The sequence below is a fragment of the Pseudomonas putida genome (assembly GCF_002906855.1).
Classification (GTDB): Bacteria; Pseudomonadota; Gammaproteobacteria; order Pseudomonadales; family Pseudomonadaceae; genus Aquipseudomonas; species Aquipseudomonas putida_N.
In genome coordinates this window covers 937,626-954,180 of the sequence record NZ_MINI01000038.1, presented here as the reverse complement: position 1 = coordinate 954,180, position 16,555 = coordinate 937,626, and the positions used below count along the sequence as shown (strand labels likewise).

Genomic DNA, 16,555 nt, shown 5'->3' with positions numbered 1-16,555 from the left:
CCCTACTGGCCTCTTCGCGGGCAACCCCGCGAAGAGGGTGGCAAAGCCACACCCTCTGCCCCAGGTAACACCTCAGTTCCCGCACAAATCTGTTACCCAACCTTTCCGGCGTAACAGTTCCCGAGGCGTACGGTAACGAAAAATCTACATTTTCGACCTGCAGAAATCTGCCAAACCGCCTCAACCCCTTGATTTTACTGGATTTCGAAAAGTTGGCACGGCACCTGCTATATGTCTGGTACAAGAACAATAACAAGCACAGCAACTCAGAATAAGAACAAGACGAAACGGCTCACGCACAATAAAAACAAGACGGCGGAGGCGCAGCTAACTGATTCTTTTGGAGAGGATGCGTGTTTGGGGCTTGCCCCACGACCAGGCAGAGAACAACAAAAACTGCACTTAAAAGCAGCGCCTGAACTGGTTGGATCGAAGGATCAACGTGACATCAGCGGCCAAAGCAATCCGTTTGCTCTTTACCCCTGGATTGGGGGTCGTCCACAAGCTTCGAGATTTGTGGACAGGGCACTCAACAAAAACAAGAAGCCCAGTAAAAAAACAATAAGAGCACGCAACGACTTCTTGGGGAGCTTAGGCTCCCCTTGTCGTTTCTCCCCTTCGGCAGGCTCTCCTGCTACCGCCTACACCATTCCCCGAGTAAATGCTAGAATCCCCGCCCATCATGCGGCCATTCTCCTATTCTTGGCCGAACATTCCTTCAAACAGTGCATCCCATGCTGAAGAAGCTGTTCCAGTCGTTCCGCCCTCCCGTACCGGGCCAGCACCACAGGCGCACCACGCCTGAGGTGATCAACAAGAGCCAACACTCGCTGCAGCGCCACCAGTTCAGCCGCCACGCGGTGAACATCGTCGAGCGCCTGCAGAGTGCGGGCTACCAGGCATATCTGGTCGGTGGCTGCGTCCGCGACCTGATGCTGGGCATCACGCCCAAGGACTTCGACGTCGCCACCAGCGCCACGCCCGAACAGGTCCGTGCCGAATTCCGCAACGCGCGCATCATCGGTCGGCGCTTCAAGCTGGTCCACGTGCATTTCGGCCGTGAGATCATCGAAGTCGCCACTTTCCGCGCGCCCCACTCGGAAGACGACCAGGGCGACAGCCACCGTTCGTCGCACAACGCCAGTGGTCGTATCCTGCGTGACAACGTGTACGGCACCTTGGAAGAAGACGCGCAACGCCGCGACTTCACCATCAACGCCCTGTACTACGATCCGGTCAGCGAGCGCATCCTCGACTACGCCAACGGCGTGCACGACATCCGCAACCGTCTGTTGCGCCTGATCGGCGACCCGACCCACCGCTACCAGGAAGACCCGGTGCGCATGCTGCGTGCCGTGCGTTTCGCTGCCAAGCTCGACTTCGGCATCGAAAAGCACACCTTCCAGCCGATTCGCAAACTGGCCCCGCTGCTGCGCGAGATCCCGCCAGCACGCCTTTTCGAGGAATGCCTCAAGCTGTTCCTCTCCGGCCAGGGTGCCATCGCCTTCGAAATGCTGGTCGACCTGGAGCTGTTCGAGCCGCTGTTCCCGGCCAGTGCCCATGCCCTGGACGAGCGCCCGACCTATACCCATACCCTGATCAGCCAAGCGCTGAACAATACCGACCTGCGCGTCAAGCAAGGCAAGCCGGTCACCCCGGCCTTCCTGTTCGCCGCCCTGCTCTGGCCTGCCCTGCCAGGCCGCGTGCTGCACCTGCAGAACCAAGGCGTGCCGCCAATCCCTGCCATGAACGGTGCGGCCCACGACCTGATCGCCGAACAGTGCGCGCGCATCGCTATCCCGAAGCGCTTCACCCTGCCGATCCGCGAGATCTGGGACATGCAGGAACGCCTGCCGCGTCGCAGTGGCAAGCGTGCCGACCTGCTGCTCGACAACCCACGCTTCCGTGCCGGTTACGACTTCCTGCTGCTGCGCGAAAGCGCCGGCGAGGAAACCGACGACCTCGGCCAGTGGTGGACCGACTACCAGGATGCCAACGACAGCGAGCGCCGCGAGATGATCCGCGAGCTTGGCAGCCGTGACGAAGGCACCGGTGCCGGCCCGCGCAAACGCAAGCGCAGTGGCAGCAAGCGCAAGCGCAGCGGCGGCGACGAGGCGTTCGAGTGACCACGCGCGCCTTCATCGGCCTCGGCAGCAATCTGGACGCGCCCGCAGAACAACTGCGCAGCGCCCTGCAGGCGCTCGACCAGATTGCCGACAGCCGCCTGGCGGGCGCATCAGCGCTGTACACCAGCGACTCGCTGCTGCCTGGCCAGCCGCGTTACACCAACGCGGTAGCAGCCCTCGATACCACCCTGGCGCCGCTGGACCTGCTCGACGCGCTGCAGGCCATCGAGAACGACCAGGGCCGTGTACGCCAGGAACGCTGGGGCCCGCGCACCCTCGACCTGGATATCCTGCTGTTCGGTGACCAGGTGATCGACGTCCCACGCCTGCAGGTGCCGCACTACCACATGCATGCGCGCCCCTTCGTGCTGTACCCGTTGGCCGAACTGGTGGCGGATGACTTCTGCCTGGCCGATGGCCGTGCCCTCACCCAGTTGCTCGAAGCGTGCCCGTTCGTCGGTCTGGAACGCCTGTAAACCGGGCGTTTGAGACATTATTCAGAACACGGTAACGCCAGTAACACCCTGTTAGTAACATTGCGGTAACAGGGTGATTGACTTCCCCCACCTCGCTCACGACTATAGGCGTCCCGTGTGGCAGCAAAGTGCCGCACACCCGTATTTAGGCCCGGACGGACCTGTGCCCGAACATCACGCGCGATGATGTGCCGCTCCGGAAGATGACTACACGCGTTGAATGCAGTCGTTTTTCACAGCGCCTGAACGAGGATTTTCCTACATGCCTGAAGTAACCCTGACCACCCTGCATGGCCTCAAGGCCAAGGGTGAAAAGATCACCATGCTGACCTGCTACGATGCGACCTTCGCCAAGGCCTGCAGCCAGGCCGGCGTCGACGTGTTGCTGGTGGGCGACTCCCTGGGCATGGTCCTGCAGGGCCATGACAGCACGCTGCCCGTCACCACTGCCGAGATGGCCTACCACACCGCCTGCGTCAAACGCGGCAACGACGGTGCGCTGATCCTCGCTGACCTGCCGTTCATGGCCCACGCCACACCCGAGCAGGCTTTTGCCAACTGCGCCACGCTGATGCAGGCCGGCGCCCACATGATCAAGCTCGAAGGCGCTGCCTGGCTGGCCGAAACCATCCGCCTGCTGGCCGAACGCGGTGTGCCGGTGTGTGCGCACATGGGCCTGACCCCGCAGACCGTCAACGTGCTGGGCGGTTACAAGGTCCAGGGCCGCCAGGAAGCGCAAGCGCGGCAGATGCGCGCCGACGCCATTGCCCTGGAGCAAGCCGGCGCGGCGATGCTGCTGCTCGAATGCGTACCAAGCGAACTGGCTGCGGAAATCACCCAGGCGGTGAGCATTCCAGTGATCGGCATCGGTGCCGGTAGTGCCACCGATGGCCAGGTACTGGTCCTGCACGACATGCTCGGCCTGTCACTGAGCGGCCGGGTACCGAAGTTCGTGAAGAACTTCATGGCAGGCCAATCCGACATCCAGAGCGCCCTCACCGCCTACGTCAAGGCCGTCAAGGACGTTACCTTCCCCGCTGCCGAACACGGATTCAGCGCATGAACACAGTCAAGACCGTCCGCGAACTGCGTGCAGCCGTCGCCCGTGCACGCGGCGAAGGCAAGCGCATCGGCTTCGTGCCGACCATGGGCAACCTGCACAGCGGCCACGCCGCGCTGGTGACCAAGGCCGCCCAACGTGCCGACTTCGTGGTCGCCAGCATCTTCGTCAACCCACTGCAGTTCGGTGCCAACGAAGACCTGGACAAATACCCGCGTACCCTCGCCGCCGATCAGGAGCGCCTGCTTCAGGCAGGTTGCAACCTGCTGTTCGCGCCCACCGTGGAAGAGATGTACCCCGACGGCATGAGCGTGCAAACCCGCGTCAGCGTGCCCAACCTGTCCGAAGGCCTGTGCGGTGCCAGCCGCCCTGGGCATTTCGAGGGCGTTGCGACCGTGGTCAGCAAGCTGTTCAACATGGTTCAGCCGGATCTGGCCGTGTTTGGCGAAAAGGATTACCAGCAGCTGGCGGTGATCCGCGCCATGGTGCACGACCTGAACATGCCCATCCAGATCATCGGTGAGCCGACCGTGCGGGCCGAAGATGGCTTGGCGCTGTCGTCGCGCAATGGTTACCTGACAACTGAGCAACGGGCCACGGCGCCGGTGGTATATCGCACCTTGCAGCAGATCGGCGAGGCGCTGGGTCGCGGCCAGGTGGATTTCGCGGCACTGATCGAGCAAGGCAAGGCGCAGCTGAGCGCTGCCGGCCTGCGTCCGGATTATCTGGAAGTGCGCCATGCACTGAATCTGCGCCCGGCGACCTTTGGCGACCGGGACCTGGTGATCCTGGTTGCGGCGTATCTGGGTAACACCCGTTTGATCGACAACCTGTATCTGCACCTGGACGAAAAGACCGCATAACTCGCCTGGGGCCGCTTGGCGGCCCCAAAATCCTCCCTTCATACCCATTCCCTGCGCGCGGCCTTTGCCTATAATGATGGCCAGCCTGAACCCGGCAATGACTGCCCTGTCCAAGGCACACCTCGCATCAAGGAATTCCGCGCAATGGCGTATTACCGCACCCCCCACGATGTTACGGCCCTGCCTGCCTGGCAGGCCCTGCAACAACACCGCGACGCCATGCAAGGCTTCAGCATGCGCGAAGCCTTTGCCGCCGACGCCAAGCGCTTCGACCAGTTCTCCCTGAGTAGCTGCGGGCTGTTCCTCGACTATTCGAAAAACCTGATCACCGATGAAACCCGAGATCTTCTGGTGAACCTGGCCGAACAAGTCGGCCTGCAGGACGCGATCAAGTCGATGTTCAGCGGCGAGATCATCAATGCCTCGGAAGGTCGCCCGGTGCTGCACACCGCGCTGCGCCGCCCGGTAGGCGACAAGCTCAGCGTCAACGGCGTCAACGTGATGCCGGAAGTACACAAGGTACTCAACCAGATCACCGAGCTGGTCGGCCGTATTCATGACGGCCTGTGGCGTGGCTACAGCGAAAAGCCGATCACCGATGTGGTCAACATCGGCATTGGTGGTTCGTTCCTCGGCCCCGAGCTGGTCTCCGAAGCCCTCCTGCCTTATGCCCAGCGCGGGGTGCGGTGCCACTACCTGGCCAATATCGACGGTAGCGAGTTCCATGAACTGTCGGCGAACCTGCGCGCCGAAACCACGCTGTTCATCGTCTCGTCGAAGTCGTTCAACACCCTCGAGACCCTGAAGAACGCCATGGCCGCGCGCACCTGGTACCTGGCCCAGGGCGGCTCGGAAGCCGAGCTGTACCGCCACTTCATCGCGGTTTCCAGCAACAAGGCCGCCGCCGTGGCCTTCGGTATTCGCGAAGAGAACATCTTCCCGATGTGGGACTGGGTAGGCGGGCGCTATTCGCTGTGGTCGGCCATCGGCCTGCCGATCGCCCTGGCCATCGGCACCGCCAACTTCAAAGAGCTGCTGTCGGGTGCCTACACCATGGACCAGCACTTCCAGACCGCACCGTTCGACAAGAACATGCCGGTGTTGCTGGCGCTGCTGGGTGTCTGGTATGGCAACTTCTGGGGCGCCAGCAGCCACGCGATCCTGCCGTACGACCATTACCTGCGCAACATCACCAAGCACCTGCAACAGCTGGACATGGAGTCCAATGGCAAGAGTGTGCTGCAGGATGGCACCCCGGTGAAGACCGATACCGGCCCGGTGATCTGGGGCGGCGTCGGCTGCAACGGTCAACATGCCTACCACCAGTTGCTGCACCAGGGCACCCAGCTGATCCCGGCCGACTTCATCGTGCCAGTGGTCAGCTTCAACCCGGTGGCCGACCACCATCAGTGGCTGTACGCCAACTGCCTGTCGCAGAGCCAGGCGCTGATGCTCGGCAAGACCCGTGAAGAAGCCGAGGCCGAACTGCGCCAGAAGGGCCTGAACGAAGCGGACATCGAAAAGCTCGCGCCGCACAAGGTGATCCCGGGCAACCGCCCGAGCAACACCCTGGTGGTCGAGCGCATCAGCCCGCGTCGCCTGGGCGCTCTGGTGGCGATGTACGAACACAAGGTGTTCGTGCAGAGCGTGATCTGGGGCATCAACGCCTTCGACCAGTGGGGCGTGGAGCTGGGCAAGGAGCTGGGCAAGGGTGTTTACCAGCGCCTGGTCGGCAGCCTGGAAGACAGTGCCGAAGATGGTTCCACTCAAGGTCTGATCAACTACTTCCGCGGCCGTCACCGCGGTTGACCGCCAACCTGTGCCGACCTTGGGGTCGGCACAGGTTGAACGCTCCCTCCAGCTACACTGTCCATCGAATAGCCGCTGCTGTCCCTCGCCCCTCACAAGAGCAGGACCACCCGCCATGTTCGATATCAAGCAGTATCCCCAGGCCCTGGCCGTCAGCCAGTCCGCCAGACTCTCCCCCGACGACTACCAGCGCCTCTACCGCCAGTCGGTCGATGACCCCGACACCTTCTGGGCCGAACAGGCCAAACGCCTGGACTGGATCAAGCCTTGGTCGAGCGTGCAGCAATGCGACCTGAAGACTGGCAAGGCCCGCTGGTTCGACGGCGCCCAACTGAACGTCAGCTACAACTGCATCGATCGTCACCTGGCCCAGCGCGGCGAGCAGACCGCCCTACTGTGGGAAGGAGACGACCCCAAGGACTCCAAGGCCATCAGCTACCGCGAGCTGCACCGCCAGGTCTGCCGGCTGGCCAATGCCCTGAAGGCACGCGGCGTGCACAAAGGTGACCGGGTATGCATCTACATGCCGATGATTCCCGAAGCCGCCTACGCCATGCTCGCCTGCACGCGCATCGGTGCCATCCACTCAGTGGTGTTCGGCGGTTTCTCCCCGGATGCCCTGCGGGACCGCATTCTCGATGCCGACTGCCGCACCGTGATCACCGCCGATGAAAGCGTGCGCGGCGGCAAGCGCATCCCGCTCAAGCACAACGTCGACAAAGCCCTGAGCAGCTGCCCCGCGGTCAGCAACGTGTTCGTGGTGCGCCGAACCGGCGGCGATGTCGCGTGGAACGAGGGCCGCGACCTCTGGTATCACGAAGTGACCGAAAAGGCCGGCGACGAATGCCCGCCCGAACCGATGGACGCCGAAGCCCCACTGTTCATCCTGTATACCTCCGGCAGTACCGGTAAGCCCAAGGGTGTACTGCACACCACCGCGGGCTACTTGCTGCAGGCGACAATGACCTTCAAGGTGGTGTTCGACTACCGCGACGGCGAGGTGTTCTGGTGCACCGCCGACGTCGGCTGGGTCACGGGCCACAGTTACATCGTCTACGGGCCCTTGGCCAACGGCGCGATTTCACTGATGTTCGAAGGCGTACCTAATTACCCGGACACCTCGCGCTTCTGGCAGGTGGTGGACAAACACCAAGTGAACATCTTCTACACCGCGCCCACTGCGCTGCGTGCGTTGATGCGTGAAGGTTCGGCACCGCTGCAGGGCTCCTCGCGCAAGAGCCTGCGCCTGCTCGGTAGCGTGGGCGAGCCGATCAACCCGGAAGCCTGGGAATGGTATTTCGAAGCCGTCGGCCAGCAGCGTTGCCCCATCGTCGATACCTGGTGGCAGACCGAAACCGGCGGCATCATGCTCACGCCACTGCCAGGGGCGCAAAAGCTCAAGCCCGGTTGCGCTACCCAGCCGATGTTCGGCGTGCAACCGGCGCTGCTGGACGAAAAGGGCCAGCTGATCGAAGGCCCCGGCGCCGGCCTGCTGGTGATCAAGGCCAGCTGGCCCGGGCAGATCCGTAGCGTCTACGGCGACCACCAGCGTATGGTCGATACCTACTTCAAACCCATGCCCGGTTACTACTTCACCGGTGATGGCGCCCGCCGCGATGCCGACGGCGACTACTGGATCACCGGGCGCATCGATGACGTGATCAACGTCTCCGGCCACCGCATCGGCACCGCCGAGGTGGAAAGCGCGCTGGTGCTGCACGACAGCGTCGCCGAGGCTGCCGTGGTCGGCTACCCGCACGACCTCAAGGGCCAGGGCGTGTATGCCTTCATTACCCCCATGAATGGCATCACCCCGGACGACACGCTCAAGGCCGAGTTGCTGGCGCTGGTCAGCAAAGAGATCGGCAGCTTCGCCAAGCCAGAGTTGATTCAGTGGGCACCGGCCTTGCCCAAGACCCGCTCGGGCAAGATCATGCGGCGTATACTGCGCAAGATCGCCTGCAACGAACTGGATAACCTCGGCGACACTTCGACCCTGGCCGACCCGAGCGTGGTTCAGGGCCTGATCGACAAACGCCTCAATCAATAGTGGGCGGCCACGCTCCATGGCCGCCCTGAAGCACAGGACGCCATGGAAGCCCTACGCCGACGCATCGAAACCCAGGTCATGAGCCTCACCGGGCTGGCCCTCGGCCAGCTCGACCTCGAATCCCCCAAGGGCGACCCCGGCCTGTTCGGCCCGCACAGCATCAGCTGGCGGGTGCATGGCGACTTCCCGAGCATGTTGGTCGGCGGCATCAGTGCCCTGATGCTGCAGCTGCTGCACCCGCTGGCCCTGGCCGGGGTGTGGGACCACTCCAATTTCCGCGAGGACTTGCTCGGGCGCCTGCGTCGCACCAGTCAGTTCATCTCCGGCACCACGTTCGGCTCCACCCGTGATGCCGAATGGTTAATCGACAAGGTGCGCACCATCCACTTGCAGGTAACCGGTACAGCTCCGGACGGCCGCCCCTATGCCGCCAGCGACCCGGACCTGCTGACCTGGGTGCATGTGGCCGAAGTCAGCAGTTTTCTCGCTGCCCATTTGCGCTACCGCGACCCTCAACTGTCACGTGCCGATCAGGACACCTATTACGCCGAGATCGCCCTGGTTGCCGAACGCCTCGGTGCCCGTGGTGTGCCACGCTCCTGCCAGCAGGTCGAGGATTATCTGCAGCAGATGCGTCCACAACTGCAATGCAGCGCGCATAGCCTGGAAGTGGTCAGGATCCTGCTCGAAGCCCCAGCCCCGAGCCGCCTTGCCGAGCCGGTCGGCAAGCTGATGCTGCATGCCGGCATCGATCTGCTTCCAGACTGGGCCCAGACCATGCTCGGCCTGCAGCAAGGGCCGCTGCAACAGCGCATGATCCGCCTTGGCCTGCGCCGCACAGCACCGATCCTGCGCTGGGCCATGCGTGACGGCTCGGCGCACCGGGCCAGGCGACGCATGGGTATCGATTGACGGGAAATGGTCGCCTCAGCGGAACCGATTTAACGTGCCATACTCCAAGCACTCCTGCTTAGACAGATGAAGCGACACATGTACAAAGGATTGACTCGCGCCCTCGGCGCCCTGTTGGCTCTCGTGGCCCTCTACAGCCTGCTCGGCTTCCTCATTCTCCCTGGTGTCGCCTTGCGTATCGCCAACCAGCAGCTGGCGCAATACGCCACCGTGCCGGCGCACCTGCAACGCATCGAACTCAACCCCTTCAGCCTCGAGCTGACAGTGTGGGGCCTGCAGCTCGGCGAGCCCGGCAAGGAGCAGATCGGTTTCGAACGGCTGTACGCCAACCTGGCGCTCGACAGCCTGTGGAAACGTGCCCTCCACCTGCAGGCGATCGAGCTCGACAAGCCACGCAACGAAGTGCTGTTCGCCAAGGACGGCACGCTCAACCTGACCCAACTGTTCAAGTTGCCTGCCAGCGAACCCAAGCCGGACGAGCCGCCCAGCGACCCGTTCCCAATGCGTATCGACAGTATCAAACTCAGCGGCGGCTACCTGCATTTTCAGGATCAGCGCCCGAGCGAGCCGATCGAGTTCGTCTACGACGACATGAACCTGGAGCTGAAGAACCTCAGCACCCTGCCGGATGACAACGCCGACATGACCCTGGTGGCGATTGGCCCCAACGGTGGACGTGTCGACTGGAGCGGTACCCTCAGCCTGGCGCCGATTGCCTCGGAAGGCACGCTGAAGGTCACCGACGGCAACATGAAGCTGTTCTGGCCCTATGTGCGTGATGCCGTGCCCCTTGTGCTCGAGGACGGCGTATTCAGCATGGACACCCACTACAAGCTGAACCTGTCCAAGCAAACCGAGCTGTTGCTGGACAACACCGCGCTCAAGATCGCGCCGTTCGCCATCAAGGCCCCGGATGGCCGGTCGTTGGCACGCCTGGCCAGCCTGGAAGTGAACGAGACATCCATCGACCTGGCCAAGCAGCTGGTCACCGTCGGCAAGGTGCGCAGCGAAAAACTGGAAACCTGGGCAGCCCTGGAAAAGGACGGCCAACTCGACTGGCAGAAGCTGTTCGCCAGCCAGCCGGTCAAGGCCACACCGAAGGAAAAGGCCGAGCCAGCTGCTGCCGAACCGAGCGCAGAAGAAAAAGCCGCGAAAGCGCCGAGCAAGCCCTGGCAGGTACTGCTCAAGGACGTGCAACTGCGCAACTATCAGGTCCACCTTGCCGACCGCAGCCAGAACGAACCGGTGGCACTGGATGTTGGCCCGCTGAATCTCGACATGCAGGGTTTCGACAGCCTCAACCAGTCGCCTTTCACGCTCAAGCTCGACACCGGCATTGGCAAGCAAGGCAAGCTGCAGGCGGCCGGTGAAGTGAACCTGGCGCCGATCACGGCCAAGCTCGATGTCAGCACCCGAGACATCGACCTGCGTGTTGCGCAGGCCTACATCAGCCCGTTCATTCGCCTCGAACTGCGCAGCGGCATGCTCGCCAGCGACCTCAAGGTCGACCTCAAGAGCACCGAGCCACTGGCCTTCAACGTCGCTGGCAAGGCACAGGTCAACCAGCTGCACACCCTGGACACCATCAAGGGCCGAGATTTCGTCAAATGGCAGCAAGTCAACGTCGATGGCCTGTCGTATGTGCACGGTGATGCCCTGTCGATCGACAAGGTGACCCTGCTGCAGCCCTACGCGCGCTTCATCATCAACGAAGACCGCACCACCAGTGTCGACGACCTGCTCATCCCGCAACCGGCCGGCGCATCGGCCCGCAGTCCGGCCAAACCAGCCAGCACCGCGGCCAGCAAACCGCTGGGCATCCACATCGGCCAGATCGACATCAACGATGGCTCGGCCAACTTCGCCGACCTGACCTTGACACCGAACTTCGCCACCGCCATCCAGCAGCTCAATGGCCAGATCGGCACCATCGACAACCGCAAGCCGGCACCGGCCAAAGTCGACGTCAAAGGCAAGGTCGACCGTTATGCCCCGGTCACCATCAAGGGCGCACTCAACCCGTTCAACCCGCTGGCCAGCCTGGATATCGCCACCAGCTTCAAGCGCGTCGAACTGACCACCCTGACGCCCTACTCCGGCAAGTTCGCCGGCTTCCGCATCCGCAAGGGGCGGTTGAACCTCGACCTGCATTACCTGATCACCAACGGCCAGCTCAAGGCCGAAAACAAGGTGGTGGTCGAGCAGCTGCAGCTGGGTGAAAAGGTCGACAGCCCCGATGCGGTGGACCTGCCGATCCGCCTGGCGATTGCCCTGCTCAAGGACACCGAAGGGCGGATCTCAATCGAACTGCCGGTTTCAGGCGACCTGAACAACCCGCAATTCAGCGTCATGCCAATCGTCTGGCAGACCCTGCGCAACCTGGTGCTGCGTGCGGCCCAGGCACCGTTCAAGTTCATTGGTGGGCTGATTTCCGGTGGTGGCTCGGAAGACCTCGGTACCGTGTCGTTTGCCCCAGGCTCCAGTGAACTCAGTGGCGATGCGCAGTCGACGCTGGACAAGCTCGCGTCCGCCCTCAAGGAGCGCCCGGAGCTGCGCCTGGAAATCGAAGGCACCAGCGCCCAGAGCAGCGACGGCCCATTGATCGCCCAGCAGCGCCTGGAGCGCGAGTATCAGGCGACCTGGTACAAGATCCTGCAACGCCGTGGCGACAAGGTACCGGCGAACGCCTCGATGCTGCTGGTCGATGACAGCGACAAACCGGCAATGCTCGAAGGTATCTACCGTACCCGCCTGAAGCAGCAGCCGCCGGCAGAATGGGAGCAGTTGAGCCGTGACGAGCGCACCGCCAAGTTGCGGGAGGCGGTGATCAAGTCCTGGGCTGAAAGCACTGCATTGCTGCGTACCCTTGGCCAGGAGCGGGCGAGCAGCATCAAGGACTACCTGGTCGACAAGGGCAAGCTCGAGGATGATCGGGTGTACTTCATCGATACCAACCTGGGGCAGGCCGAGAGTGATGGGCGGGTGATTACGCCGATGCACCTTGATGCCGAGTGATCCGGGTGAGCAGGTCCGGCCTTTTCGCGGGGCAAGCCCGCTCCTACAGGGACCGCATGCTCCTGTAGAAGGGGGCTTGCCCCGCGAAAAGGCCGGTAAAGGCCTATACCAGCCGCTGCCCTGACACCGATGGGTGATACAGCGGCTGCACCTTGTTCCCCGCCGGGTCCAGCAGGTGGAAGCTGCGCGCACCGTCACCATGGTTGAACGGCCGGTCGAGCAAGGTCACCCCACGCGCCTTGAAATACTGGTACCAGGCCTCCAGCTCATCTACGCTGTCCACGATGAACCCGTAATGGTCCAGGGTCTGCAGCCCATTGGCCGCCCCTGCCCCACGCCCCAGCGACAAGTTGTCGTTACCGCAGGTCAGGTAAACCAGGTCTTCGTTGGCCCGGTTCAGCACCTCCATGCCCATGACATCGACATAGAAACGCTCGCACTCCTCCAGGTTGGGCACCAGCAGGGCGATGTGGCGCAGACCATTCAGGCGACCGGGACGAACAGGTAATTCGGACATTGGCACGACTCCATTTTTGTATACAATTCTGAATAGAATTTAAAACAAAAGGACCGCCCTGTGTATAGCCTGTTCATCAAGACCCGCGTCAAACCCGGCTGCGCCGAAGCCTTTCTCACCGCCATCAAGGTCAATGCCGCTGCCTCGGTCGCCACTGAGCCAGGTTGCCTGGTGTTCGACGTCTCTCAGGACCGGATCGACCCGGACGTCATCTACCTGTACGAGATCTACCGTGACGATGATGCGTACGAAGCACACACCCAGACTGCCCATTTCCGCGACAGCCGCCCGCTGGTCGAGCCGCTGATCGTCGAACAGGAATGCTTCGAGAGCGATGTGATCGCCCGCAATCCGGTGTATTGAGCGCCCATGAAAAAGCCCCGGCGCAGGCAGGGGCTTTTCAGTGAAGGTGGCCAAGTCCGTTTGGCCGACGGGACATTCCTTATTCGGCTTTCAGGCCATCCGCAGAGACGGCCTTCACGCCTTTGATTTTCTTGGTGATATCAACCGCCATTTTTTTCTGCGATTCGGTGATGGCAGTGGTCGACGACAGGGAGACAACCCCTTTGTTGGTCTCGACCTTGATATCGGAGCCTGGAATGCCCTTCTCGGTCATGAGGTCCGATTTCACCTTGGTAGTGATCCAGGTATCCGAGGTCGCTTCCTTGGCTTTGGTCACCTCACCGGCCGCGATCGTCATGGGGGCCTGGGTGGACTGTTGGGCGAACGCCGCGTTAGCCATGGTCAGGGTCAGAGCGGTAGCAGTAGCGGCAGCAATGGCGAACTTCTTCATGTGGGTCACTCCTGTTTTTCGAAAGGTCTGCGCCGTAAGTCCTGGCGACAGGTAAGAGTGTAGTTGCATGCGCTGTGCCAGCTTTACCGTCTCGCTTGTTTTCATATAAATCAACTACTTAGCTAATTTTCAAGCAAACGTATGTCGTGCATTTTGCAATCAGGGTGAAAAACCTGCATGCAAGATGCAAGCACGCAAAAGGTTCCCGAGACCCATAAAAAAAAGGGCCCCGAGGGGCCCTTTTTCCTTTTGCGAGTCAGTCGCTTAGACGCCCGAAGCCTTGGCAGCGGCAACGTCTTTGATCGACAGCTTGATACGGCCGCGGTTGTCCACGTCCAGTACCAGCACTTCGACTTCCTGACCTTCTTTCAGCACGTCGGTCACTTTCTCAACGCGAGCGTCGCTCAGCATCGAGATGTGCACCAGGCCGTCCTTGCCAGGCAGGATGTTGACGAAGGCGCCGAAGTCGACGATGCGCTCGACCTTACCGACGTAGATCTTGCCGATCTCGGCTTCAGCGGTGATGCCCAGGATGCGCTGCTTGGCAGCGTCTGCAGCTTCCTTGGTCTCGCCGAAGATCTTGATCGAGCCGTCGTCTTCGATATCGATCGAAGCTTTGGTCTCTTCGCAGATGGCGCGAATGGTGGCGCCGCCTTTGCCGATGACGTCACGGATCTTGTCGGTGTCGATCTTCATCGCGATCATGGTCGGGGCGTTGGCCGACAGCTCGGTACGCGACTCGCCAATGATCTGGTTCATCTGGCCGAGGATGTTCAGGCGCGCTTCCAGGGCCTGGCCCAGGGCGATTTCCATGATCTCTTCGGTGATGCCGTTGATCTTGATGTCCATCTGCAGTGCGGTAACGCCTTTGGCGGTACCCGCAACCTTGAAGTCCATGTCGCCGAGGTGGTCTTCGTCACCGAGGATATCGGTCAGGACTGCGAACTTCTCGCCTTCCTTGACCAGGCCCATGGCGATACCGGCAACTGGCGCCTTCATCGGTACACCAGCGTCCATCAGTGCCAGGGAAGCACCGCAGACCGAAGCCATGGAGCTGGAACCGTTGGATTCGGTGATTTCCGAAACCACGCGGATGGTGTACGGGAACACGTCAGCGGCTGGCAGCATGGCCTGAACCGAACGACGGGCCAGACGGCCGTGGCCGATTTCGCGACGGCCGGCACCACCCATGCGACCACACTCGCCCACCGAGAACGGCGGGAAGTTGTAGTGCAGCATGAACGGGTCTTTCTTCTCGCCTTCGAGGGTGTCCAGCAGCTGGGCGTCGCGCGCAGTACCCAGGGTCGCAACGACCAGGGCCTGGGTTTCGCCACGGGTGAACAGCGCCGAACCGTGGGTTTTCGGCAGCACACCGACTTCGATGTTCAGCGGACGTACGGTCTTGGTGTCGCGGCCGTCGATACGTGGCTTGCCGTTGACGATGTTTTCGCGAACGGTGCGGTATTCGATTTCGCCGAAGATGTCTTTGACTTCGCCAGCCGAAGGTTGGCCTTCTTCACCGGAGAACTTAGCAACCGCCTGGTCGCGCAGCTCGCCCAGGCGCGCGTAGCGGTCGGCCTTGACGGTGATGGTATAGCCCTGCGAAACAGCTTCGCCGAACTCAGCGCGGATGGCGTTGAACAGTTCGGTGTTGGCAACGGCCGGTTTCCAGTCCCAGGTCGGCTTGGCAGCTTCTGCAGCCAGCTCTTTGACAGCCTGGATAACCACCTGGAACTCGTCGTGGGCGAACAGTACGGCGCCCAGCATCTGGTCTTCGGTCAGCTCTTGAGCTTCCGATTCAACCATCAGCACGGCATCGGAAGTACCGGCAACGACCATGTCCAGGCTCGAGGCAGCCAGTTGCTCGTAGGTCGGGTTCAGCAGGTAGCCGGTGCTTTCGTGGAAGGCAACGCGGGCAGCACCGATCGGGCCTTCGAACGGAATGCCGGAGATTGCCAGTGCAGCCGAAGTACCGATCATCGCGGCGATGTCCGGATCGGTCTTCTTGCTGGTGGAAACCACGGTGCAGACAACCTGCACTTCGTTCATGAAGCCTTCTGGGAACAGCGGACGGATCGGACGGTCGATCAGGCGCGAGGTCAGCGTCTCTTTCTCGGAAGGACGGCCTTCACGCTTGAAGAAGCCACCCGGGATCTTGCCGGCGGCGTAGGTCTTTTCCTGGTAGTGGACCGACAGCGGGAAGAAACCCTTGCCTGGATCGGCCTGCTTGGCACCGACCACGGTTACCAGCACGGTGACGTCGTTGTCGACGGTCACCAGCACGGCGCCGGTTGCCTGACGGGCGATACGGCCCGTTTCGAGAGTAACGGTCGATTGACCGAACTGGAATTTCTTGATTACCGGGTTCACGGTTTCCTACCTTTTTCAGTGGCTCTGGGGGAACTGGTTTCTTGCGAATTCTTGGGCAGAACGGGGAATCGGCCCCATTGACCGTCCAGATACAACACGAGGTTGGGAGCCTGGCTGCTGCGCGGTGAACCGCTCAGCAAAACCAGGCTGCCAACCTCGGAGATACGCGTGGCGTGTCCGACAGCGATGCTGCAAAGCAGCATAGCCGAAGCCTGCGACACGCCATGCACACCACTGACCAGGCCGCTATTAGCGACGCAGGCCCAGGCGACCGATCAGGGCGCTGTAACGAGTGGTGTCTTTGCCCTTCAGGTAGTCCAGCAGCTTACGACGCTGGTTAACCATACGGATCAGACCACGACGGGAGTGGTGGTCTTTACCGTTGGCCTTGAAGTGGCCTTGCAGCTTGTTGATGTTGGCGGTCAGCAGAGCAACCTGCACTTCCGGGCTACCGGTATCGCCGGCGGCTTGCTGGTATTCGGCAACGATCTGAGCTTTTTCTTCAACGCTGAGGGCCATGAGGCTTCTCCAAACTTAAACGGATCCCGCAAACGGGGCCCAATA

General features: G+C 61.9%; 13 protein-coding genes. 9 read left to right on the top strand and 4 right to left on the bottom strand.

Annotation, left to right across the window (positions count from 1 at the left end):
• Positions 1–734: 734 nt before the first annotated feature.
• The 8 genes from BGP85_RS17000 (at position 735) to BGP85_RS16965 (ending at position 12,311) form a co-directional block, all read left to right on the top strand.
• On the top strand, positions 735–2,126 hold the full coding sequence (locus BGP85_RS17000) for a polynucleotide adenylyltransferase PcnB (RefSeq protein WP_103448927.1): 1,392 nt from the start codon (positions 735–737) through the stop codon (positions 2,124–2,126).
• Entirely contained in the window at positions 2,123–2,602 is a 480-nt protein-coding gene (gene folK, locus BGP85_RS16995; RefSeq protein WP_103448925.1) for a 2-amino-4-hydroxy-6-hydroxymethyldihydropteridine diphosphokinase, read from the top strand. The genes BGP85_RS17000 and folK overlap by 4 nt, the downstream gene beginning before the upstream one ends.
• 262 nt (positions 2,603–2,864) lie before the next feature.
• Positions 2,865–3,665: a 3-methyl-2-oxobutanoate hydroxymethyltransferase gene (panB, locus tag BGP85_RS16990; RefSeq protein WP_103448924.1), complete on the top strand. Its 801-nt coding sequence runs from the start codon at positions 2,865–2,867 to the stop codon at positions 3,663–3,665.
• Positions 3,662–4,525 (top strand): pantoate--beta-alanine ligase, encoded by an 864-nt coding sequence (gene panC, locus BGP85_RS16985; protein ID WP_103448922.1) that lies wholly within the window; start codon positions 3,662–3,664, stop codon positions 4,523–4,525. The genes panB and panC overlap by 4 nt, the downstream gene beginning before the upstream one ends.
• Before the next feature lie 144 nt (positions 4,526–4,669).
• Positions 4,670–6,334, top strand: a complete 1,665-nt coding sequence (pgi, locus tag BGP85_RS16980; RefSeq protein ID WP_103448921.1) for a glucose-6-phosphate isomerase — start codon at positions 4,670–4,672, stop codon at positions 6,332–6,334.
• 115 nt (positions 6,335–6,449) lie between these two features.
• Positions 6,450–8,384 carry an acetate--CoA ligase gene (gene acs, locus BGP85_RS16975; RefSeq protein WP_103448920.1) on the top strand — a complete coding sequence of 645 codons (1,935 nt, stop codon included), beginning with the start codon at positions 6,450–6,452 and terminating at the stop codon, positions 8,382–8,384.
• Positions 8,385–8,426: 42 nt separating this feature from the next.
• A complete protein-coding gene (locus BGP85_RS16970; protein WP_103448919.1) occupies positions 8,427–9,296 on the top strand; it encodes an oxygenase MpaB family protein in 870 nt (289 codons plus the stop codon).
• A 78-nt stretch (positions 9,297–9,374) separates the two neighbouring features.
• The gene (locus tag BGP85_RS16965; RefSeq protein WP_103448918.1) at positions 9,375–12,311 is read left to right on the top strand and encodes a DUF748 domain-containing protein; all 2,937 of its coding nucleotides are present in this window, start codon (positions 9,375–9,377) and stop codon (positions 12,309–12,311) included.
• Between the two features lie 103 nt (positions 12,312–12,414).
• On the opposite strand, the gene BGP85_RS16960 is transcribed toward BGP85_RS16965, so the two are convergent.
• Positions 12,415–12,828 carry a VOC family protein gene (locus tag BGP85_RS16960; RefSeq protein WP_103448917.1) on the bottom strand — a complete coding sequence of 138 codons (414 nt, stop codon included), beginning with the start codon at positions 12,826–12,828 and terminating at the stop codon, positions 12,415–12,417.
• 60 nt (positions 12,829–12,888) lie between these two features.
• On the opposite strand from BGP85_RS16960, the gene BGP85_RS16955 reads away from it, so the two are divergent.
• Positions 12,889–13,191: a putative quinol monooxygenase gene (locus BGP85_RS16955; RefSeq protein WP_103448916.1), complete on the top strand. Its 303-nt coding sequence runs from the start codon at positions 12,889–12,891 to the stop codon at positions 13,189–13,191.
• A 79-nt stretch (positions 13,192–13,270) separates the two neighbouring features.
• Here the strand turns inward: BGP85_RS16955 and BGP85_RS16950 are convergent, their stop codons facing one another.
• From BGP85_RS16950 to rpsO, 3 genes are all read right to left on the bottom strand, one after another.
• Positions 13,271–13,621: a BON domain-containing protein gene (locus tag BGP85_RS16950; protein ID WP_079226478.1), complete on the bottom strand. Its 351-nt coding sequence runs from the start codon at positions 13,619–13,621 to the stop codon at positions 13,271–13,273.
• A 264-nt stretch (positions 13,622–13,885) separates the two neighbouring features.
• Positions 13,886–15,991, bottom strand: a complete 2,106-nt coding sequence (pnp, locus tag BGP85_RS16945) for a polyribonucleotide nucleotidyltransferase (protein ID WP_103448915.1) — start codon at positions 15,989–15,991, stop codon at positions 13,886–13,888.
• A gap of 249 nt (positions 15,992–16,240) precedes the next feature.
• On the bottom strand, positions 16,241–16,510 hold the full coding sequence (rpsO, locus tag BGP85_RS16935; protein WP_103448913.1) for a 30S ribosomal protein S15: 270 nt from the start codon (positions 16,508–16,510) through the stop codon (positions 16,241–16,243).
• Between the last annotated feature and the right edge of the window lie 45 nt (positions 16,511–16,555).